Raw genomic sequence first — 20,949 nt, forward strand, 5'->3', positions numbered from 1 at the left:
TTTAATCCGCTTTTTATTATTCGGCTTTAGTGCATTGATCTGCGCCACGCTGAAAATAACAACGGCCACCTATCCATACCTTATCGACTTTAAAATTGAGTAAACTGTCATCACCATCTAATGGACTGCGATCCAGTAAAACCAGATCGGCGATCTTGCCCACCTCTAGTGAGCCGCTATCCTTTTCCTTAAAGCTTTGCCAGGCAGCGTCAATGGTTACCGCGCGCAATGCCTGCATGGCGCTGATACCCTGCTGGGGGCCAAGTACAGCGCCGCTGCGAGTCTGCCGGGTGACACTGGCCCACAACAGTCGATTGACTTCCATCGGCACCACAGGCGAATCTGTGTGGACCGTAAAGCGCATTCCCCTAGCGACCGCATCCGCCATCGGACTAATCTGTGAACCACGCAAGGGGCCAAGGAATTGATCGCGATGACGATCGCCCCAAAAGAAGGTATGGGCACTGAAAAAGCTCGGTGTAATATCCAGCTTTTTCATGGCGTCAAGCTGGTCTGGGCGCGCCGTTTGCGCATGAACCAAAATAGTTCGGGTGTCTTCGCGAGGACAAGTTTGCTGCGCTGCGGCCACTGCGGCTATCACCATATCAATGGCCGCGTCGCCGTTTCCGTGCAGGGCCAGTTGCAAACCATGGCAGTACAAGGCCGTCACCTTTTCGTTCAGCTCTGCCTGCTGGTAACGCGGAAATCCTCGATACCCTTGGTCTTGCTGATCGGCTTGCTGTTGGTAATAAGGTTCAGTCAAATACGCGGTGTAACCCTGAATACTGCCATCTACGATCAGCTTAAGCGCTGATGCCGAGAATTTATCGGACTGCAAATCATCAAGATTTAATTCGTCGCTAAGAAACTCGTCAAAATTGGCATCCGCTAAAGGCCAGGTAATCACGCGCTGGGGAATACGCTGTAAACGCGAAAGCCAGTAAAGGCCCTTTAACATGCGGGTATCAACCCCACCGCTCTGCACAGTGGTCACACCCGCGGCTAGGTATTGCGCCGCCGCTGCATCTGTCATGGTAAGAAAATCAAGCGCAGAAAAGTCCATCGCCAGCGGCGCGACCAGATCCGTTGCATGCTCGAGCAGTAAACCCGTTAATTCGCCAGTCTGCGCGTCCCTAACGATCACACCACCATCGGGGTCTGCGGTATCAGTGGTAATACCCGCCAGCCGCAAACCGGCACTATTAACCACCGCCATATGACCGGAGCTATGCATCACATAAATCGGCCGAGTGGTGGATACCGCGTCCAAATCTAGCCGCGATGGGTGGCGCCCTGCCGCCAATAAAGAATCGTCATAGCCAAAGCCGAACAGCCAATCATCATCGCTGCCGTTAGCAAGTCCGCTGCGCAATAAGGTTTGGATATCCGCGATATTATTCACTGCGCCAATCGGCGGGCTGCTTAAATCAATACCGACTGCGCTCAAACCCGTACCGGGAAAATGGCCGTGGGCATCGACAAAGCCCGGCAACAAGCTCCGACCATTAAGGTTGTGCACCACCGTATTAGGGCCGCGCAAAGCGAGAATCTCTTCGTCACTGCCGGTGGCCACAATGCGCTCACCGCGCACGGCGATGGCCGAGACAATTCTATTCTCGTCGTCCATGGTGAGAATCTGAGCGTTGATAAATAATTGCGCCTCTGGCAACTCGGGTTCACTGCCCATCAGCCAGTAATAGCCGCAAACAAAGGTGATCAGCAGTAGCAAGAAGGTGGCTATAGCCAGTCTTAGCACCAGCGTTTTAATCATAATGTTACCGCCAATTCACGAGCGCTGCGCATAGCGCCTTCGATATAGCCAATATCGGCGCAATCACCAATACTATGCATTTCAAGCTTGAGGCTGGCAAATTGCTGGCGCAATTCTTTATCGGGTTCCGCGCCCAAGGCAATAATGACATTATCAGCAAAGACCTGATGCTCTGCCTCACCTTGAGTAAACAGCACTCGGTCTTTGCTAATCTCAACAACCGTGGCTTTGCGATGTAAATCCACACCACTTTCTTTTAGCTGATGCAGTACCCGCCAGCGACGCACCAAACTCAACTCTGCGCCCAGATCGCGCCCCGCTTCCAGAACGGTGACTTTACGGCCACGTTCGGCGAGTAATTCCGCTACTTCCAAACCCACCAGACCGCCACCAATGATGCAGATCTTTTTACCCAGTGGCATATAGAAGTGACTGAGCTTGCGAATAAGGTCGGTATTACGACTAAAGCCCAGCAGCCAGGACACTCGCGTAAGCAGTCGCTGGTGCCACTTCAATTTGCCGTGGGTGCTGCCCGCAAACAACATGTCGCGCAATTCTTCACCATCGAGTACGTGGCTCAAATTCTTGCCAACAATCTCAGGTGCCCGCCGTCGCGCGCCGCTTGCTAATACCACGGTATCAAACCCTGCGGCTTGAATCGCTTCGCTAGTGGCAGTTTTACCCAGCGCTATGGTGACCGGCAAATCAGCCAAGGCATTAATGAGATAGCTCAACAGACGGCCATTTGGCTCATAGGCCAATGCGGCCACTCGAGCGGTGCCACCCAATACCGTGTCGCGCTCCCAAAGACTGACTTTATGACCACGCAGAGCTAAAACCCGGGCCGCCTCCATACCACCGGGACCACCGCCGACCACCAGTATATTGCGGACTTTTTTGCTAGCGACAATCTGGCCTAATTCAGCCTCGCGTCCGACACTGGGATTAACCGCGCACAGCATGGGCTCATTGATAAAGATTTTACTCACGCACACATAGCAATAAATACAGGGGCGCACAGTGTCTTCACGACCGGCCAGTAATTTATTGGGCAAATCCGGATCTGCCAGCAACTTGCGACCCATGGCCACAAAATCGAAGTCGCCAGCGGCGATATGACGTTCGGCCAAAGCCGGCTCAATACGACCCACAGCGATAATAGGAATACTAACGGCGGCTTTAAGCGCGGCGGCATAATCAATATAGCCACCGGGTTTATGCACCAAGGGGCCTTCAGTAAAAGCAATGCCAACACTAACATCAGCATAGGCGCTAACATCAAGGGCGTGGCATCCGGCTGCCTCAAGTAACTTGGCAACGGCAATGGTATCGCTAATACGAATGCCGTCATCAATGCGAAACTCATGGGCATCGAGGCGGCAAATAATAGGGAAGTCACTGCCAATTTCCGCTTTGATTGCGGCAATAATTTCTAATAATAAACGCGCCCGATTACCCACCGAGCCACCATATTCATCATCGCGATGATTGCTGTGCGGCGACAAAAAAGACGAAATTAAATAGCCGTGACCGGCGTGCAGTTCTATGGCGTCAAAACCCGCATCAACAGTGCGCCGCGACGCCGCTACAAATTTAGCGATAACCCAGTCGATGTCGACCTTATCCATCACTTTATAGGTTGGCCCCTTGCCATCGGGTCCTGCTGCGCGAACAAAATTGTTGATTTCTGCGTGGGTCAAACTGTCGAACATATCACCGCGTTTGCGCGTGGGTATTGAGGGCACCAGCATGGGCCGACCGGCAGCGGTATCTTCTTGGGCGACTTTACCACTGTGATTTAGCTGGGCCGCAATTTTACAGCCCTGCGCGTGAACCCGGCTGGTCAGCTGTTTTAATCCCGGCATATAAGCATCAGAAGAAAAACCCACCATATTCGGCATCGCCGCGCCCTTGGGCCAGGCGACCGCAGAGGTCTCCAATACAATCATGCCCACTCCTCCGGACGCACGGGCTTCGTAGTAAGCAATAAGTCGCTCGCCAATCGAACCGTCTTCATTGGCAAACTCTGAGCCCATGGCCGCCATCACAATACGATTGCGAAGCTCTAAACCAGCAATTTTTCCCGGCGACAACAACTGCGAGTAGTGGACATTTCTAGCTGCGATCATCGTCGCCGCCCTCGATCAGAAACTGGCCGTACCAGCGGCGGAACTTGGCAAAAGGTCCATCGCCGTCACACAATAATGGCTTTTCAAGATAACGTTTATGCGCCCAGATAATTTTGTCTTCTTCCATCTGCTGACGAATATCATCAATAATCGCCTGCGCCACCCGGCTGGTTTTACCCCCGTCGCTGCGCTGAATAAACGCGTATTTAGCACGGCTGCGAATGGCGTCAATTGGGGTGATATTGGCCATCAATATCGTGTCGCAAATACCGCTGAAGCGCACCACTGAAAGACCCGGCCCCACACTGCTGTTTTCTATACGACCCTCAATGGTTCCGCGCGGCGTTTCCATCTTAGACTCAAACAAACCATGACGGCAGTGATCCTCAAAACGCATCTCTGTGGGCTCTGGAATTTCCGGGGTGCCATGCACAAAGCAAAAATGCGCGGCATCGACTGCATTCTCGCCAATCTCCTGCATATGGGTATCGAGATCCCATTCATGTATTTGCAATTCACCCCACTCGGCATTATCGACACTGACCTCCTCAATCACTATCGGCTCAAATATGGGCTCGACACCCTCGGGGTGATACCACACATAGATACAGCGATTGGCCTCACGCACATGCCAGCTTGGAATCAGCTTTTCACAACGCGCAACTCTGGGCGGCATGTTCTTGGCATAAGGAATACCCGTGCATTCGCCAGCGCCATTAAACTCCCAACCGTGGAAGGGACACACGATACTTTCTCCGACGACTCGAGAGCCGCCACCAGCATTATCGCGAATACCATAGCCAAGATGCGCCCCCATGTGTGCGCAGTAAGCGTCCAGCACCTTGGCAACACCAGATTCAGTCCGAAAAATCACCAGCTCTTGATCGAAGTATTCCAAGGGTAAGGATTGACCGACAGCCAACTCATGCGAATACAAAACCTGAAACCAACCATAAGGCATAGGCAAGTCAACCCGCGCCCGTTTTGATGAAGCAATAACCTTATTCTTAGCGCTCATGTTTTAACCTCTTACGGCGCCGCCGCCATCCACAGATAGCAGCTGGCCAGTAATAAATGATGCTTTTTCCGATAACAAAAAGGCCACGGCATTGGCAATTTCTGATGGTTCACCAAGGCGGCGCATCGGCGTCACCTTGTTCATCTGCTCTTCCGCCTTGGGTTGTTCTTTAAAATAGTTTTCCAGCCCTGGGGTGCGAATAACGCCCGGAGATACGGCGTTAATTCGCACGCCTTGAGCCGCGTATTCCGCTGCCGCGCTCTTAGTCATAATATTCACACCGCCTTTGGCCGCAGCGTAAGCGGTATTAAAGGCCTGGCCACGTAGCGATGCATTTGATGAGATATTAACGATGGCCCCCGCTCCCTGCTCGAGCATGATGTCCAACTCATACTTCATGCAGAGCCAGGTATTGGTCAAACACATTTCCAGGGTTTGATCGAAAACCGCGCGACTGAATTTATGAATAGGCCCGCTACCCTTGCTCAATGCGGCGTTATTACATGCAATATCTAAACGACCAAAGCGCTCGCATACCGCGGCCACCATGTTAGAAATCTGAGCCTCATCGCTCACATCACAGTAATAAAAAGCAGAGTCGACCCCGTGCTGCCTAAGCGCAGCTGCCGTGGCCTCGCCGGCTTCGCGATTAATGTCAATCACCGCCACACTGGCCCCATCCGCGGCCAGCTGCTCGCAGATCGCCTGCCCGATACCCGTTGCGCCGCCGGTAACTAGGGCGATTTTCTTATGTAATATGCCAGTCACGATTTATCTCCAATAGCAGTGGATGGACCAACTGCGGGTTTAAATGCGATATAAATAATAGGGAGAACCACTAGCGCCGCTACTATCCCCATCAACAGGCCTTTGGCCACGCTGTAATACAGACGACTTAATTCGCTAACACCAAAAATGCTGACAATTTCAAAAATCACCAATAGCAATGGCGCGACTAAAATCAGTCCATAGAGCGCGAGCAAGAGAGCAATAGCGATATTTCGATAGGCAGACATATAGGCAAAAAAGGTGCTGTAATAAGAGGGCGTCGCAGTATTAACCGGTATATTAAGTGGCGCTTTTTTCCGCTGCATAGGCAGAACAATCAAGGTCAAAATAAATATAAGAATCGCTGTTGTCGCCAGATAGTCAACGAATACCCCGGCTCCACCGTATATCGCCAGATGTGTTTTGCCACTACTCAAGAACCAAGCGAAAAGACCATTAACAATAGAATTAGTGACCCCGCTATGTAGCGCGGTTTTAAAGATATAGCTATTATTGTCAGCCATTGCCTACCTCAGATGCGTAATTGCTTTTAATTATTTATGGCTTCATATTACCCCTGATAATAATTCCCTAAAGCACATAATCTTTCATATCGGTCTACATTTAGCACCAGACCGGATAACGAGCGGTTAGTCATGTCTGATATCAATAAAATTCATTACATCTCCGTCGGTAAATTTCGCCGCCTATTAGACTACCTCGATAAAGTTGGCGTTGATTCTGCAGCCATAGCGATCAGCGCCGGCATGGATTCCAAGGCAATACTTAGCGCTCCCCGCGACAGTGTCTTTCCCAGCTACAAGTATTCCAATCTCTACGAACACGCTGCAGCCGCAATGCAGAAAATGGATATTGCCTTGCCCTGGGGCGCGGGCATCGGCACCGACGTATTTCGTTTTATGTGCTATAGCATTATTAATTGCACCAATCTCGGCGAAACCTTGGAACGCGCCCAGCGTTATCAAGAAATGCTCTACCCATTGACCGGATACCGAATACAGCTAAGCCGCGAAAATGGCCTTGCCCAATTGCACTATGATTTTGACATTAACACCTTCAATAGCCGCTTCAGCCCCGATTCTTGGGACCGAACTAGTCATACCGATACTGTGGCGAAAGCATCGGGGCTGCGGGTTTGGTTTGCCTTAATGGGTTGGTTAGTGGGCAGAGACGTTGAAATTTCTGCATTAAAAATATCAGCGCCACCGGTGTCTGATGCCTACAGCGAAAGCCTAGAAAATTTAACCGGTATTCAGCCGGAGTTTAATGCCGATCACACCGCCCTCTATTTCAATGAAGACTGCCTGCGCTACCGGACGGTACATACGACGGCGTCACTGGACGCCTTTCTTGAACACTCGCTATTTTCACTTATCACCCAAGACTCCAAGCCGGCCAGTACTGGCGCTGCGATTAGATCACTACTAGCCAAAAGCGGCACGGGGAGCCTGCCGAGCTTTGAAATGATGGCAGAGAATTTGCACATGTCGCCGTCAAGCTTACGACGTCGCCTGCACGGCGAAGACACCAGCTATCAAGAACTTAAGGATTTATATCGCAGTGACATTGCTATGCGCTTACTGCGCAATAAAAACTTAAAGGTGCACGAGATAGGTGAGCAGCTTGGTTTTTTAGAATCCAGCTCTTTTATCCGCTCATTTCGCAATTGGACTGGCTTAACGCCAAAGCAGTACCGCTCCCAGCTCGACGACAAAACAGAGCAAGAAGATTAATTATTTTCAAATAAAAAATGCAGTGAAATTCGCTTAAAAATGTCACCAAAGGAAGGTAAAGATAGTAGTAATACTCGGTCAAGTATCAGTTTTTTCGAGCCAGTATTACCGTAGATCCTGATCAAATAGTTACTGCTAGCACCGGTAGTCTTATGAGCTTTTCACATTAAAAGCAAAATCCCCGCAATAGCGGGGATTCTATCTGTGGTGCAAGGCAGACCGGGGTCCGTCTCATTATTCTCTAGCGCAAATCAGTAGCGGTAGCGAACTTCCATCCCGAAGGTACGCGGAGCGCCATACTGCTCGGTAATCAAGCCCAAGCCCTGAAAGTTAACTCCGTAGGATGGGTAGTCATCCTTAGTTAGATTATTTACCCAAAGCGAGACCATTAAGTCTCCGGTATCAACCGGAATCGCGCTCAGGCTAAGCCGAGCGTTAACGACGGTCCTCGCATCCATCGAGCTATTTGTATAAAGAAATGGCGTACCGTTAACCACCGAGGGTGATAAGCCAACCTGCTCCCAGGTATCCTGCCAACTTGAATCAACAAACAGGTTAAACTCACCAATCGCGGTGCGAGCGAAGGTATAGTCCAAACTCGCATTCACTTTGTTACTGGGTGAATTAGCGCGTTCGGCCTCGGCACTACCGTCAATACATTGGTTGTTCGCACAGGTATCGGGGAATTCCTCGAAGTCACCAGTGATATAGCTATACGCCAAGCTCACGATCATATCTTCCATCGGCACCACGGCCATTTCTAGCTCACCACCCCAACGCTCGGCTCTGCCCGCATTTATCGTTGTAGAGGTTACCCCACCACCAGTACTTTCAAGAGAGCTTGTCTGCAAATCGTCATACTCATAGGCATACAAGCCAGCGTTCACCCGTAGACGGTTATTCCACCAATCAGATTTAATCCCTACTTCTAGCTGATCGATAGTTTCCTCATCAAAACTATTATTAAAGACCTCACCATTAAAGCCACCGGACCGATAACCTGTTGCATAGCGAATAAAACTATTCACATCTTCAGTAATGTCATAGGCAACAGTGACGTTATAACTAAAGTTATAGAAATTATCATCGCGAGATAAAGCCCGAGCCGGTGACACACCAAAAGGCGTAGAGACCACGCCAAAGTTGTAGGCGATAGTTTTTTCCTCTTCGGTGTATCGCAGCCCTACCGTCAAGGCCAAGCGATCTTCTAAACTGGCGAAGCGATATGTACTCTGACCGAAAACCGCCAAGGAATCCGTTTCTAGGGTGTATTTTTGGGCGTCGCGACCAGATAGCGGCTGGGCAAATGACGCGCGCCGATCAAAATTAGCTTCATCTTCAAACCAGTACAAGCCAAGTACATAGTCAAGCTGCTGGGTCGCACCCACAAACTGAAATTCTTGGGAAAACTGCTCATACTTGGACCGCGTATCTTGATTACTGTGACCCGCACCCAGCTGATCCACGGCATCCCAAAGGGCGTCTACTCCGGGGAAAGACGCGCCACCGCTGCCACCGTAGTATTGCAACAAGACACTGTGAAGACTGTCGTTGTATGCGCCAATCCCGCTGGCATCTAAACTGCTATCGATATCTTCAAGATCACCGGCAACATAGGCCTCTGTCTCGCGCTGGGCGGTGATCGACCTCACGGTGACATCGCCGAGCGCACCTAGCTCGCCTAGCTCCCATTCAGCAGTAATTGCATGCCCATCGACGTCACTTTGGGCGATCGGGGTAGTATCTACCAAACCACCATCAGGGCGACCTTGGCCATTCGCCACTACCCGCTCATAGGCATCAATCGTTTTCTGAATAGAAGGCAGCCAACGGCCACTAATTCGAGGATCGGCGCCTGGTATCATCGATAATCCGGTTGCAGAAGGTTGAACGACATTGCGCAAGAAATCGAGGCGGTTACCGCCTAGGGTTGGACCCTCTGTAAACCCTACTACTTTCTGCAGGGTATTCACTTCATCCAGTTCGCTATGGTCGTAAACATAATCTACTGTCAGGCTCTCGACAGGCTGCCAGCGTAAAGCGACACGCCATGCCTGACGGTCTAAATTATCAAAATCTTCACCGCCAGAATAATTATCATAAAAGCCATCTCGATCTTTAGTCAAAAAGCTCACGGCTCCAGCCAACTTGCCCGCACCTTCACCCGCTTGACCTAGCGAGCCAAAATCAATAGTGGTTTTAAGGGTTTGTAAACCGTAATTACCGATGCCCGCTGTTACATCCACAGCGAACTCGTCTAAGGGCTTTCTGGAAATAATATTCATTGCGCCTGCGGTCGCGTTGCGGCCGTACAAGGTGCCCTGAGGACCACGAAGTACTTCAATACGCTCTATCTGCGCTATGTCTAAGGCTGAGCCAAGCATCTTGCCGATGTATACACCATCGAGATACATACCCACAGCCGGATCAAGAGAGATATTCGCAGGGGAGCCGCCGGAGATACCGCGAATACTTAGGCTGGTTACGCCTCGCGAGCCCGGCGAAGCAAAGCCGCCCATACCCGGCATCGTCGCAAATACGTCATCGGAGTTGCTAATGCCGCGTTTTTCGATGGCATCCCGGGTCAAAGCCGTCATGGCAATAGGGGTTTCTTGTAAGGATTCAACCCGTCGCTCAGCCGTGACTAACACTTCTTCAAGCACGGCTTGCGCCAAACCTGATTGAGCGCTGGCTGCGGCGCTTATTAAGACTAAGGCTTTAATCGTATTTTGACTTTTCATATACATTTTTCCGTCGTTATAATTGTTTTTAACGGCACACCCAGACTAACGTTGCGCTTTAGCGCTTATCTTTTATGCTTACAGCATAGTCCAGTTTTTCAAGGAACACAGAACAAAACAAACCAATTATATAGTCGAAACCGGTCACTCCAATTCAGCCTGATCTCGAACATAGGTCAGCATGGTAGGGACCCGTTCCCGGCCATCACGGCCGCGGTCATCGGCAGAAATGGCAAGACCATCTACACCGCCGTTCGCGCACAATGGGCGACCGGTTTTAATTTGTATTAACCACAATGCGATTTTTTGTATTCCAAATACCAAAGTCTGCCGCTAGCAAGCCAATATCGCCGTCGTGCTCGTTTGCTCAGAGCCTCTCAATACCACTATTAATGAGTGCCCTGCCATAGTTTGACGATACCGACCTCCTGCTGAATATTGGCAATCAATTCCTTGCTTTTAGCCCAAGCGGGAAGACACTTATCAAGAACTCACTGCGGCAAGAGACGCTCTCCAAGCTCGCAAGCCTCGACAATCACATGCCATCCGCGGGCGAAGGTATGCGGTGCAAGGCTGTATTCACTAGATTTTGCCATTGTTAAAACCTATATCGCATCGGGACGGAACATGGCGTCGTGACCGCCGTCTACATACAATATTGATCCACTCACAAAGCCCGCTTCCGAGCTGAGCAGAAAGCCGATCGCATTGGCAATATCTCTAACATCACCGGCCCGCCCTAATGGAATGGAGGCCAAAAAATCTCGGATAGCCCCGCCATACTTGGGATCATTCTCGGTGGCAATGGTCATGGCTGTGCGGGTGTAGCCCGGCGCAACCGCATTTATGCGCACACCGCCGCGAGCATAATCAGGCGCATGATGTCGCAACCATTTTGATATGGCTTGCTTTGAACCGCTGTAAGCGGCGTGGCCAGAGATCGTCGTCAGCGATTTGGCCAGCGCCTCACGATCATCACTAAGTAGGGCGGCAACATACTCTGGATCGGTCTCTTGCGGCGCCGAATTTGAGGATGTAAGGACCGCCGCGCCACGGCGCGTCGCCAAGGCGGCCTTCAAACCTTGAAGTAAGCTTACCGAACCATAAAAATTAACTTCAGGAATCATGGCCGTATTTGGGTTTGCACCACCAATACCAGCGCAGCAAACCAGGCCGTCCAAACCTTGGCTGCTGTGCTTAAGACACTCTTGAAGCGCCGCCTGCCGTCCGGCTTCGGTAGCAAGGTCAGCAATAATGTCACCCTCCAGACGATCAAGACGAATCACTTTCTCACCGTCATCTTCCAGGCGTTGGCTTATTGCCGCGCCTATACCCGAGGCTGCACCGCTTACAATATATAGTCCCACTTCAATTCTCCCTCGCTGACTTCGCAATCACTAAGACACCCGTGCCTGGCCGCCATCAAGCGCAATGGTTTGGCCGTTGACGTATCGACTTTGCTCACTACACAACATACTCACAAAGTCGCCAATATCTTGTTTACACTCGCCAATACGGCGCTGCGGAATCGAGGCTATAAATTCTGCCGCCTCATCCGGCCGATTTTCCGTCCACCACTTCAAGCCAGGAGACATTGCGTGAGGCATAATGACATTGCAGCGAATACCTTCCGGCCCCCATTCACAGGCGGCCGCGCGGCTGATGGATCTGATCGCTTCTTTCACCGCCGCGTAAGCGCCATAACCAGACATATCCCAACGCATGCCCGCTGAAGACGCCAGATTGATTATCACGCCGTCGCCAATTAAATGCGGATAACAGAGTTTCATTAAGCGCAAACTTGCCATTGGCCCCGACTGCCAGCCCGCCTCAATTTTGGTTTCATCTACCTCGAGCAAGGTTCCCAAGGGCACCTCTTGGGCGTTATTTACCAAAATTTGAATACCCCCGGTCTCAGCCACAACGCGTTCAACAGCGGCGACAAGATCCTGGGGATTCTTAACATCAACCCTTATGGCGAGTGACTTACCGCCAGCCTGTTTGATAATTTCTAATGTGGCTTTAAGCTTATCTAAACTGCGGCCTAACAACGCCACCGTGGCGCCACGCTCGGCCAGAGATATGGCAATACCCTGGCCGACGCCCTGTCCCGCTCCGGTGACTATTGCTGTTTTATTTTTCAAGAACTGATCAAGCATCACAAGCTTCCCTTTTTTTATGACATCGATACTAGCGGCCTTGCCAACGCAGCAAGACCACAAAAACATCTAATTTTATGTACATTTTTCTTCAAACTAAGGGCGCGAACTAAATAGACGGTGAAACTGGATGTAAATGTCCTGAGTAAAAAATTCAGGCCGAAATATGCTTGTACCGCGACCACAAACTGCCAGCGGCGCCTATAGCACCCTGAATCAGTAAATATAAAAGGAAGGCATAATGAAATTTAGTTTTAGCCCCAGCATGTGCTCAACGGAGCAGTATTTACCCCTTACACTGGCTGCAGAAGAGGCCGGGTTCAGCAGTATTTCGTTTCCAGACAGCCTCTGTTATCCAGAGCACTCATCCAGTGAGTACCCCTATAACGGCGATGGCTCCAGAGAGTTTTTAAAGGACCTACCCTTTGTTGAACCCATGGTCGCGATTCCTTTTTTAGCAGCTCACACCAGTCGTATTCGCTTTAATACCGGTATTTACAAACTCGCTGTGCGCCAGCCAGTGGTGGTGGCCAAGCAAATATCCACCCTCGCTATACTCAGCAATAATCGCTTCGATTTTGGTGTTGGTCTAAGCCCCTGGCCCGAAGATTTTGAAGCATGCCACGTACCTTGGGAAAAACGCGGACAACGCTTTGACGATCAAATACACATTCTTCGAGGATTACTAAGCGGCGAATTCTTTGCTTATGAAGGCGACCAGCTGAGCATTAATAGTATCAAGCTGTGCCCTGTGCCCAGCGCGCCGATCCCCATTATTGTTGGCGGTCACTCTGACGCGGCATTGCGTCGCGCAGCCAAATTGGGGGACGGTTGGATAGGCGCTGGCGCCAGCGCTGAGGAATACGCGGTGCTCTTGGGCAAGCTTCAGGAATTTCGCAAGCAGTTTGAGCGCGACCACCTGCCGTTTGCAATACATGTGAGTTCAGCAGACGCCTATCACCAATCCGGTCAAGACGCCCTTGCCGCCCTAAACGTCGACGAATGCCATATCGGCTTTCGCAACCCCTATGACGGCAAGCCGGACACAGAAACCGTGGAAGTTAAAATTGAGCAATTACAGGGTTTCGCGAAGAAATTTATCCGCTAAATTAAAATTCAGGGGGCTAGTCTTCCGCCGAGCAAAGTCGGCGGCAGTTTATCTGCGGTGGCGCAGAGCTCCCAAAAGCAGAGCGACATCATTTTACTTCGCTGGGATCTGCCGAATTTATAGTATTATTTTTCGGCGACCAGCTTCACTAAGCCTGATCGTGTTTTTAGCCAGTCGGCTGATTGCTGCCAAACCATCGAAGGTGCAGCGCTACCAATAATGACACCCATATGACCACCGGGCGCCACTCTAAAACTTTTGTCTTTAGAGGCAACCACATCAATGATTTTTTCTGCCGCATCCACGGGCACCAAATAGTCTGATTCACCAGCAAAAGCCAGCAAATTAGATTCAATGCTATCAAGCTCCGCTATTTTCTCACCTATCGGCATCTTACCTTTTGCCAATAGATTTTCTATCGCAGCCCCTTTAATCATGTCCTTCACTACGCCACCGGGGTAACGCCGCATATTATTTAGATAGTCAGAGGTGGTTGAATGGGATTTCACGAACTCTCTATCCCATAAACGCGTCACTAGATCCCAATAAGCCGTGACACTGCCAATCGGATCAGTGGCTTTAAAGGCTAAGGTAGTCGCCCAATCCGGCAGCGACAGCAGCGCTGGATCCAGGGTATTCAATCGCAACTTTGAGTAGCTACCTAGCAATTGTGCCGGGCCATCCAAGGCTTGAGCCACCGACGCGACCGCGCCAAGCACGCCGCTACCTGTGCCTAAATCAATGGGGCTTGCAACGGTTACTATATTTCGTACATGGGGGTCTTTAGCCTGTCCTTGATATAGCAAACTCAATAGACCACCCATACACCAGCCCATCAGCGACACATCCTGGCTACCTGAGTGCTTTCTGATTTTGGATAAAGCCAGGCCCATCATATCGTAGGAATATTCAAGCAAACCTAAGTGGGCATGCTGAGGCCCCGGCTTGCCCCAATCGATTAGATATACTTTAAATCCTGCCGCTACCATATAGCGAACCAAGCTGCGTTCAGGCAATAAATCGAAGGTCTCGGTGGTGACTCCAAGCGGGGGTACCAGCACGAGGGGCACGGCATGTTTGCGCCGCCTAATTGGCATAACGGTGCCATCGCTCATTTTAATCTCAGTTTCACCAGGCAGCTCGTAATAGCGCACCGCCATTAAGTCACCGTCATGAACAAGTTCGAACCAGGTACGTCCTGATTGAATCAATGTGTCGCGATTAAACAACCAGTCAATGCCCGTGGAAGTTGATTCTGCTAACCGCTTATTCAACAACAAGACTCTTCGCAGTATCGCGCTACTTACTTTATTCATGACACAACCTCATCACCAAGCACCAACTCTTCTAATTCATTCAGCGCAGTGCCTAGATAGACTGCTATACGCTGCAAATGTGGCAGAGTGTCACGCGCACCCACCACACCAACGTTTAAGGTCCCCCCATAATTCACACAATCAATACTGAGGGCACTGAACTGCATCAAATGATTCATCGGGTAAATTGTCTCTAAGCGCGCGCCTTTCAAAAATAAGGCAGAGTCGCAACCATCGGTGCTAGAAATCGTCAGGTTAAAACCTTTTGGTACAAACCGACCAACACCCATCAACTGCTTGGAAAACATATTTATCGATTGCACAATGTTATAGCCGTCCGAAAGCGGAGTAGGTAGGGTCCTAGCCACTTGTCGCGCCTTGTTCAAAGACGCCTTTATCACTTCAAGTCGTGAAAGTGGATCGCCAACATCCGTTGCCAATGGCAGCCGGAGCAGCTTTAACACTCTGACTGACTCAGTATCACCTAGGGCAGATACTGACACTGGCGCCATGGCAATCAGAGACTCGTCCGGCAGTGAATTATATTCTTTAAAAAACCGTCGCAAGGCTGTACCGCAGAGGTAGATGAGTACCTGCTTCCTATCACTTTGGGTAGCATCTGCCAGAGTTTGAATGCGAGCGAGTTCAATATGAAAGGTCGAAAATCGGCGCTGACCGTTGATCTTTCTATTTAGGGTTGAGCGAGGTGCATTTCTTGAAAACTGCGCACTGAGGGCCGGCAGCTGAAAAGCTGATTTTTTTAAGGCTTCAAATGTATAGGGTTTCATTACGCTTTTGAACTGATCAATACCATTGTTAGCGCCGCTGGTATCGATACCGTGTTCTGCAAGATTGTCATCGCTAGCCTCATCTTCCTCACCCTGTTTATTGGGTAGCGGCAGTGTCCAGATGGGTCTTACATCTCGCTGCCTAGCCGTCGTTGACAGGCTGGCCATAAACGTTTCAAGGAGATTTACGTCACCTATGAGCGCATGATGAACCTTTAAATAAAAGGCATAGCGACGACCCGCTATGCCCTCAATTAAATGCAGCTCCCACAGCGGACCATCCCTAACGATAGGATTACTGTGCAACCTAGATACCAATATGCCCAGCTCTTTCTCACCACCGGGCTGAGGCAATGCCGAGTGACGGAAATGATGATCTAAACTAAAATGATCATCCTTAAGCAAGCGCGAGCCAAGAATACCTTCGCCAGAAAAACTAAGCCGCTGATTCCACGGCGCGACAGCTTCACCGCCCTCGCGCATAGACGTCGCTAGATCGCTCAGATAGTCTTTATCAGCTTTAGCGGGTATTTTAAAGGTCGCCAAGACGCCCAAATGCATTGGCGTATCACTGGTCTCCATCTTCAACCAAACGAGATTCTGCGGACTCATATCACTAAGTTTCCTGGGTTTATTCGCATATTCGAAGGAAGAATAACAAGCTTTGATTGAATCTTACAGTTGACTAAGTACCTAAATATTAAAGATTAATGCTTTAGGACGGCAAACCGTTCCCGGCAAAATCAAGACCGTGCAGCTCTTAGCAAGTCAGCCATCTATCTAGCCTGAACCCACAACCATTCCATGCAAAGTGCATCCCCCCAATAAGCGGCTAGTCCGTGGGTTTACAGGCCAGACGGCAGTTGGGTTCATAGATAATATAATTGGCACAATACCTCACTGGCGATAATGAACGCACTGCAAGCCAAGACCTTAAGCTATACTGCGCGCCACTCACTTTACGACAATATATTCGGGCCACTATGCCATTTTCAAACCTTGGATTAAGTAATCCTATTCTACAAGCTATTGCAGACTTGGCTTATACAAGTCCTACCCCTATCCAGAAACAAGCCATTCCCATTATCCTTTCTGGTAAAGACCTAATTGCCACCGCACAAACCGGCACCGGCAAAACTGCGGCGTTTGTTCTACCGATTCTAGAGACCTTTAATAAAGAGCGTAAATTGCGTGGTAAACGCATACGCGCGCTAATTCTTACCCCTACCCGTGAATTAGCGGTTCAGGTGGCCGAGAATGTCGCTAAGTACAGTAAATATCTAAACCTAAGCTCTCTGGCTGTTTACGGCGGCGTTGATTCTGAACCGCAAAAGCAGCGCTTAATGGAAGGCATTGACGTTTTGGTGGCCACCCCAGGTAGATTGCTTGATCTGGCGCATCAGCGTGCACTGTACTTTGATGAGCTTGAAGTACTGGTCTTAGATGAAGCGGATAGAATGGTGGATATGGGCTTTATTGATGATATCTATAAGATCATCGCCCGCTTGCCTGACAGCCGTCAGAATCTCTTGTTTTCAGCTACCATGACCCATGAGGTTCGCGGCCTGGCCGATGAATTTTCTGATAGTAAAATGAGCTATGCAGCCGTTGAGATAACGGTTTCATCGCGGGCGTCAACAGCAGTCAATATAGATCAGTGGTTAATCACTGTAGATAAAGACACCAAGTCCGCATTGCTGAGTCACTTAATTAATGACCATAAATGGGACCAAGCCCTCATTTTTATAGAGACCAAACATGGTGCGGCTAAACTGGTCGCTCAGCTTGCAAAACGCGGCATTGAAGCAGATGCCATTCATGGTGGTAAAAGTCAGGCCATGCGTGAGAAGATTTTGGCCGATTTTAAATCTGGCGAACTAAAATATTTAGTGGCTACTGGGGTTGCCGCCCGCGGTCTAGATATTGGCGAGCTTAGTCGCGTTGTTAATTACGACCTACCCTTTAAACCAGAAGACTATATCCACCGCATTGGCCGCACCGGCCGAGCCGGCGCCACTGGTGAGGCGATCTCGTTTGTTGCTTTGAACGATTTTAAGAATCTATGCGCTATTGAACGCCGCTTAGATCGCATAATCGAACGCAAAGAGATTGAAGGCTTCCCGGTCAGAAAAATCGTTCCAGTTTCGGTTTTGAATCATGTGCGCAAGAGCAAGTCACCCACCAGGAGTTGAGTCAAGACGCCGTTAAAACCAAGGCCGTATCGAATACTCCATCAGGATTCAGTTTTTAGAACATTACTAACTGAGAAAGCGATTCGGCGTTTTTTAAATCTGAAGGTGCTGCGCCCAAAGCTAGTATTCAATCAAACCTTACAGATAAAAAAAGGGCCGTTAAAAAACGACCCTTATTGATTAGACTAACAGCCGCTAGCTAAGTCTTAACTTAAAACTCCATCTGCACGCAAAGCGGCTAGAGTTTCGCCATCATAGCCGGCTAATTCACTTAGCACTTGATCAGTATCACTACCCGGCCGTGGCGCTCCGGATTGCACTGAAGGCACGGTGCGACTGAACTTAGGTGCAGGGCCGGGTTGAGTTTCACCATTTACTTCAATGAAGGACTTACGAGCCACATTGTGCGGATGGTGTGGCGCTTCTGTCATCGACAATATTGGCGCGAAACATACGTCGGTCCCTTCAAGCAGCTCACACCACTGATCGCGTGTTTTAGTTTTAAAAATAAGCGTGAGTTTTTCCTTCAGCTCAGGCCAGCGCGTCGGATCTAATTGCGCATCAAAACTTTCGTCTAGCGCTAATTTTTCTTTCAGAATGTGGTAGAACTGAGGCTCGATTGGGCCGATAGAAACGTGCTTAGCATCACTTGTTTCATAGGTTTCATAGAAGTGCGCCCCGCTATCAAGCAGGTTTACACCGCGCTTGTCAGCCCATTGTTTCTGATTAAAGAAGCAATACATCATATGCATTAAGGCTGCTGAACCCTCTACCATTGAGGTGTCGACAACTTGGCCTTTACCACTGCGAGTGGCCTCTAATAATGCAGACACAACGCCGAAAGCCAAGAACATCCCGCCGCCGCCAAAATCACCCACCAAATTAAGCGGTGGAACCGGCTTGTCACCGTCGCGACCCATGGCATGCAGCGCACCAGACAGAGAGATATAGTTAATATCATGACCTGCGGCGCTCGCCATTGGGCCAGTTTGTCCCCAGCCAGTCATGCGGCCATATACCAGTTTTGGATTGCGCGCTGCGCAGTCATCTGGACCGATCCCTAAACGCTCGGCCACGCCGGGCCTAAAGCCTTCAATTAAAGCGTCTGCTGACTCACATAGCTTTAGCAGGGCTTCTACGCCGCGCGGGTCTTTTAAATTAAGGGCAATAGATTTTTTACCGCGCTCGCTGATCACATTAGCGACTGGCGCGTCAGCTGCGGCAGACTTTCTGGAAATGGAGATCACTTCCGCGCCCATGTCAGCAAACATCATTCCCGCGAATGGGGCAGGCCCTAGGCCCTCAATTTCTATAATTCGTATTCCAGCCAGTGGTCCCATGCTTATTCCTGTGTATTTGTTATCAATGAGGTTCAGCTCTACGCTGATTATTGCTTGTTAGTATTTACCAACTCACTGCGGCCATGACCAGAGCGAGAATTCTATGCTCTAACATCACCCAGCCCTCTATTTTGCATGCTCACACCCGCTTAGGGAACCGCTAGAAACACCGTTTTGTATTCTGATGCGGCTTAATACATATCTAGAGCGCGGATGATTCAGCAACGCCTATCACTCGACTTTTAGCAAACGCCAAGAAAGAAGCTAACTGCAAGCAAGAAGGGTAAAACTCAGAGAGAAAAAGATAAGCCTCAATCCACGACGACAATATCGCCCGCGTCGGCAACCGATTTGCGAGGCCGCAATATCAGCAACAGAGGCATAGCGCACACCACGCCAATGGCCATATAGTGAAAATCGCCAAGCATACCAATCACCGCAGACTGGCGCTGTAACTCAAGCTCAACGCCCGCTAATGCATTAACCGCATTTAGGCCATTCGAAGAATTCACATACTCTATCAATGCGGGATTAAACGGTGTGATATTTTCAGCCAGCACTGAATGCGCCATTTTTGTGCCGTAATCTTGATAGGCAAATGCTAAGGCGATGCCTACGCTGCTGCCTACATTGCGTAACAAGCTAAATAAGGATGTCCCTTCACCGCGATATTCTGGCGCCAAGGTAGAAAACGTCAGTGCAGACAGGGGCACAAAAATAAAACCCAAACCCAAGCCTTGGACCACACCGCTAATGACAATTTCCTGAGTGCCGATATCAAGACTAAAGTTCGACATCCAAAATAACGCATAGGCGAGCAAGATCATCCCGAACAAGATGGGCAGCCGGGCATCAACGCGATGTAAAATCTGCCCGGATATCAGCATGGCAATCATAGTACCGATGCCCCGTGGCGCCATGACTAAGCCCGCCGTCACCACCGGATAGCCCTGCAAGCGTTGCAAAAATGGCGGTAGTAAAGCGAAGGTCGAAAACAACACAATACCGAGCATGGCAATGAGAATTAAACCACCCACTAAATTGCGGTCTTTAAATAAATTAGGTGATATGAAAGGTTTATCGGTCGTCAGCGTGTGACTTACAAATAGATATAAGGCCGCGATAACTAAACCACATTCAATCATGATTTCGCTTGACTGGAACCAGTCCAAACTTTGGCCGCGATCCAGCATCAGCTGCAAGGATGCAATCGCAATACTAAGAAATAAGAAGCCAGTAAAATCCATGGGGGCCGAGCCCCGCGGCTTGGCATCTGGCAAGGCAGTCTTTAAGGCCATAAAGGTGGCTATGCCGATGGGTAAATTAATATAAAACACCCAGCGCCAGCTATAATATTCGGTTAACCAACCGCCAAGTGCGGGCCCAAGAATGGGGCCAATCATAACGCCAACCCCCCATACAGCCATTGCAGCGCCCTGCTTTTCAGGGGGATAGCTATCCAATAAGGTGGTTTGCGAAAGAGGTACTAAAGCGGCGCCAAAAACACCCTGAAGCAAGCGATACAAAATAATCTCTGTCAGGCTAGTGGCAATGCCACATAGCATCGAGGCTAAGGTAAAGCCCGCAATAGCAATAAGAAAAATTCGCTTAACGCCATAGCGATTAGCGAGATACCCGGTCGGGGTTGTCGCAATAGCAGAGGCAACAATATACGACGTTAACACCCAGGCAACTTGCTCCTGTGACGCCGACAAACTGCCCTGCATATGCGGCAGAGCAACATTCGCAATAGTGGTATCCAGCGCCTGCATCATGGTGGCTGACAATGTGCCAAAGGTAATTAAACCCATTGCACCAACCGCGACCGCAGGAGTAATCGCTTTAACAGTATTGCTAGCGCTCAT

General features: G+C 49.9%; 16 protein-coding genes. 3 read left to right on the forward strand and 13 right to left on the reverse strand.

The annotated features are described in order from the left end of the window. Positions 1-16 precede the first annotated feature (16 nt). The 5 genes from AB4875_RS14270 to AB4875_RS14290 are packed head-to-tail and all read right to left on the reverse strand — an operon-like array spanning position 17 to position 6,210. Entirely contained in the window at positions 17-1,771 is a 1,755-nt protein-coding gene (locus AB4875_RS14270) for an amidohydrolase (protein WP_368376730.1), read from the reverse strand. After that, positions 1,768-3,900 (reverse strand): oxidoreductase, encoded by a 2,133-nt coding sequence (locus AB4875_RS14275; protein ID WP_368376731.1) that lies wholly within the window; start codon positions 3,898-3,900, stop codon positions 1,768-1,770. The genes AB4875_RS14270 and AB4875_RS14275 overlap by 4 nt, the downstream gene beginning before the upstream one ends. Then, positions 3,887-4,918: an aromatic ring-hydroxylating dioxygenase subunit alpha gene (locus AB4875_RS14280; RefSeq protein WP_368376732.1), complete on the reverse strand. Its 1,032-nt coding sequence runs from the start codon at positions 4,916-4,918 to the stop codon at positions 3,887-3,889. The genes AB4875_RS14275 and AB4875_RS14280 overlap by 14 nt, the downstream gene beginning before the upstream one ends. A gap of 3 nt (positions 4,919-4,921) precedes the next feature. Then, positions 4,922-5,686 carry an SDR family NAD(P)-dependent oxidoreductase gene (locus tag AB4875_RS14285; protein WP_368376733.1) on the reverse strand — a complete coding sequence of 255 codons (765 nt, stop codon included), beginning with the start codon at positions 5,684-5,686 and terminating at the stop codon, positions 4,922-4,924. Continuing rightward, positions 5,683-6,210: a hypothetical protein gene (locus AB4875_RS14290; RefSeq protein WP_368376734.1), complete on the reverse strand. Its 528-nt coding sequence runs from the start codon at positions 6,208-6,210 to the stop codon at positions 5,683-5,685. The genes AB4875_RS14285 and AB4875_RS14290 overlap by 4 nt, the downstream gene beginning before the upstream one ends. A 132-nt stretch (positions 6,211-6,342) precedes the next feature. On the opposite strand from AB4875_RS14290, the gene AB4875_RS14295 reads away from it, so the two are divergent. Further along, positions 6,343-7,440, forward strand: a complete 1,098-nt coding sequence (locus tag AB4875_RS14295) for an AraC family transcriptional regulator (RefSeq protein ID WP_368376735.1) — start codon at positions 6,343-6,345, stop codon at positions 7,438-7,440. Between the two features lie 251 nt (positions 7,441-7,691). Here AB4875_RS14295 and AB4875_RS14300 read toward each other — a convergent pair whose 3' ends face one another. The 4 genes from AB4875_RS14300 to AB4875_RS14315 all read right to left on the reverse strand — a co-directional run bounded on the left by AB4875_RS14300 (position 7,692) and on the right by AB4875_RS14315 (position 12,340). Next, positions 7,692-10,181: a TonB-dependent receptor gene (locus AB4875_RS14300; RefSeq protein WP_368376736.1), complete on the reverse strand. Its 2,490-nt coding sequence runs from the start codon at positions 10,179-10,181 to the stop codon at positions 7,692-7,694. A 144-nt stretch (positions 10,182-10,325) separates the two neighbouring features. Beyond that, on the reverse strand, positions 10,326-10,478 hold the full coding sequence (locus tag AB4875_RS14305) for a hypothetical protein (protein WP_368376737.1): 153 nt from the start codon (positions 10,476-10,478) through the stop codon (positions 10,326-10,328). Between the two features lie 308 nt (positions 10,479-10,786). Further along, positions 10,787-11,548 carry an SDR family oxidoreductase gene (locus tag AB4875_RS14310; protein WP_368376738.1) on the reverse strand — a complete coding sequence of 254 codons (762 nt, stop codon included), beginning with the start codon at positions 11,546-11,548 and terminating at the stop codon, positions 10,787-10,789. A gap of 30 nt (positions 11,549-11,578) precedes the next feature. Continuing rightward, on the reverse strand, positions 11,579-12,340 hold the full coding sequence (locus AB4875_RS14315; RefSeq protein WP_368376739.1) for an SDR family NAD(P)-dependent oxidoreductase: 762 nt from the start codon (positions 12,338-12,340) through the stop codon (positions 11,579-11,581). A gap of 241 nt (positions 12,341-12,581) precedes the next feature. Here AB4875_RS14315 and AB4875_RS14320 point away from each other — a divergent pair, with 241 nt between their 5' ends. Continuing rightward, positions 12,582-13,448 (forward strand): TIGR03619 family F420-dependent LLM class oxidoreductase, encoded by an 867-nt coding sequence (locus tag AB4875_RS14320; RefSeq protein ID WP_368376740.1) that lies wholly within the window; start codon positions 12,582-12,584, stop codon positions 13,446-13,448. Between the two features lie 125 nt (positions 13,449-13,573). Here the strand turns inward: AB4875_RS14320 and AB4875_RS14325 are convergent, their stop codons facing one another. Together AB4875_RS14325 and AB4875_RS14330 are read right to left on the reverse strand one after the other, a co-directional pair. Next, positions 13,574-14,764 carry an alpha/beta fold hydrolase gene (locus AB4875_RS14325; protein WP_368376741.1) on the reverse strand — a complete coding sequence of 397 codons (1,191 nt, stop codon included), beginning with the start codon at positions 14,762-14,764 and terminating at the stop codon, positions 13,574-13,576. Further along, positions 14,761-16,164 (reverse strand): wax ester/triacylglycerol synthase domain-containing protein, encoded by a 1,404-nt coding sequence (locus AB4875_RS14330; protein WP_368376742.1) that lies wholly within the window; start codon positions 16,162-16,164, stop codon positions 14,761-14,763. Before AB4875_RS14330 ends, AB4875_RS14325 begins: the two co-directional genes overlap by 4 nt. Positions 16,165-16,535: 371 nt before the next feature. On the opposite strand from AB4875_RS14330, the gene AB4875_RS14335 reads away from it, so the two are divergent. Beyond that, positions 16,536-17,744 (forward strand): DEAD/DEAH box helicase, encoded by a 1,209-nt coding sequence (locus AB4875_RS14335; RefSeq protein ID WP_368376743.1) that lies wholly within the window; start codon positions 16,536-16,538, stop codon positions 17,742-17,744. Positions 17,745-17,950: 206 nt separating this feature from the next. On the opposite strand, the gene AB4875_RS14340 is transcribed toward AB4875_RS14335, so the two are convergent. Beyond that, a complete protein-coding gene (locus AB4875_RS14340) occupies positions 17,951-19,084 on the reverse strand; it encodes a CaiB/BaiF CoA transferase family protein (RefSeq protein WP_368376744.1) in 1,134 nt (377 codons plus the stop codon). Positions 19,085-19,395: 311 nt separating this feature from the next. Then, positions 19,396-20,949, reverse strand: a complete 1,554-nt coding sequence (locus AB4875_RS14345) for a DHA2 family efflux MFS transporter permease subunit (protein WP_368376745.1) — start codon at positions 20,947-20,949, stop codon at positions 19,396-19,398.

The organism is Zhongshania sp. R06B22 (genome assembly GCF_040892595.1).
GTDB lineage: Bacteria > Pseudomonadota > Gammaproteobacteria > Pseudomonadales > Spongiibacteraceae > Spongiibacter > Spongiibacter arctica.

Excerpts from the sequence above, each read along its gene's own strand:
- AB4875_RS14295 (WP_368376735.1), top strand. The coding sequence starts at position 6,343 with ATGTCTGATATCAATAAAATTCATTACATCTCCGTCGGTAAATTTCGC.
- AB4875_RS14275 (WP_368376731.1), bottom strand. The coding sequence starts at position 3,900 with ATGATCGCAGCTAGAAATGTCCACTACTCGCAGTTGTTGTCGCCGGGA.
- AB4875_RS14320 (WP_368376740.1), top strand. The coding sequence starts at position 12,582 with ATGAAATTTAGTTTTAGCCCCAGCATGTGCTCAACGGAGCAGTATTTA.
- AB4875_RS14270 (WP_368376730.1), bottom strand. The coding sequence starts at position 1,771 with ATGATTAAAACGCTGGTGCTAAGACTGGCTATAGCCACCTTCTTGCTA.
- AB4875_RS14315 (WP_368376739.1), bottom strand. The coding sequence starts at position 12,340 with ATGCTTGATCAGTTCTTGAAAAATAAAACAGCAATAGTCACCGGAGCG.
- AB4875_RS14325 (WP_368376741.1), bottom strand. The coding sequence starts at position 14,764 with ATGAATAAAGTAAGTAGCGCGATACTGCGAAGAGTCTTGTTGTTGAAT.
- AB4875_RS14290 (WP_368376734.1), bottom strand. The coding sequence starts at position 6,210 with ATGGCTGACAATAATAGCTATATCTTTAAAACCGCGCTACATAGCGGG.
- AB4875_RS14340 (WP_368376744.1), bottom strand. The coding sequence starts at position 19,084 with ATGGGACCACTGGCTGGAATACGAATTATAGAAATTGAGGGCCTAGGG.
- AB4875_RS14330 (WP_368376742.1), bottom strand. The coding sequence starts at position 16,164 with ATGAGTCCGCAGAATCTCGTTTGGTTGAAGATGGAGACCAGTGATACG.
- AB4875_RS14300 (WP_368376736.1), bottom strand. The coding sequence starts at position 10,181 with ATGAAAAGTCAAAATACGATTAAAGCCTTAGTCTTAATAAGCGCCGCA.
- AB4875_RS14345 (WP_368376745.1), bottom strand. The coding sequence starts at position 20,949 with ATGAGCGCTAGCAATACTGTTAAAGCGATTACTCCTGCGGTCGCGGTT.
- AB4875_RS14335 (WP_368376743.1), top strand. The coding sequence starts at position 16,536 with ATGCCATTTTCAAACCTTGGATTAAGTAATCCTATTCTACAAGCTATT.
- AB4875_RS14280 (WP_368376732.1), bottom strand. The coding sequence starts at position 4,918 with ATGAGCGCTAAGAATAAGGTTATTGCTTCATCAAAACGGGCGCGGGTT.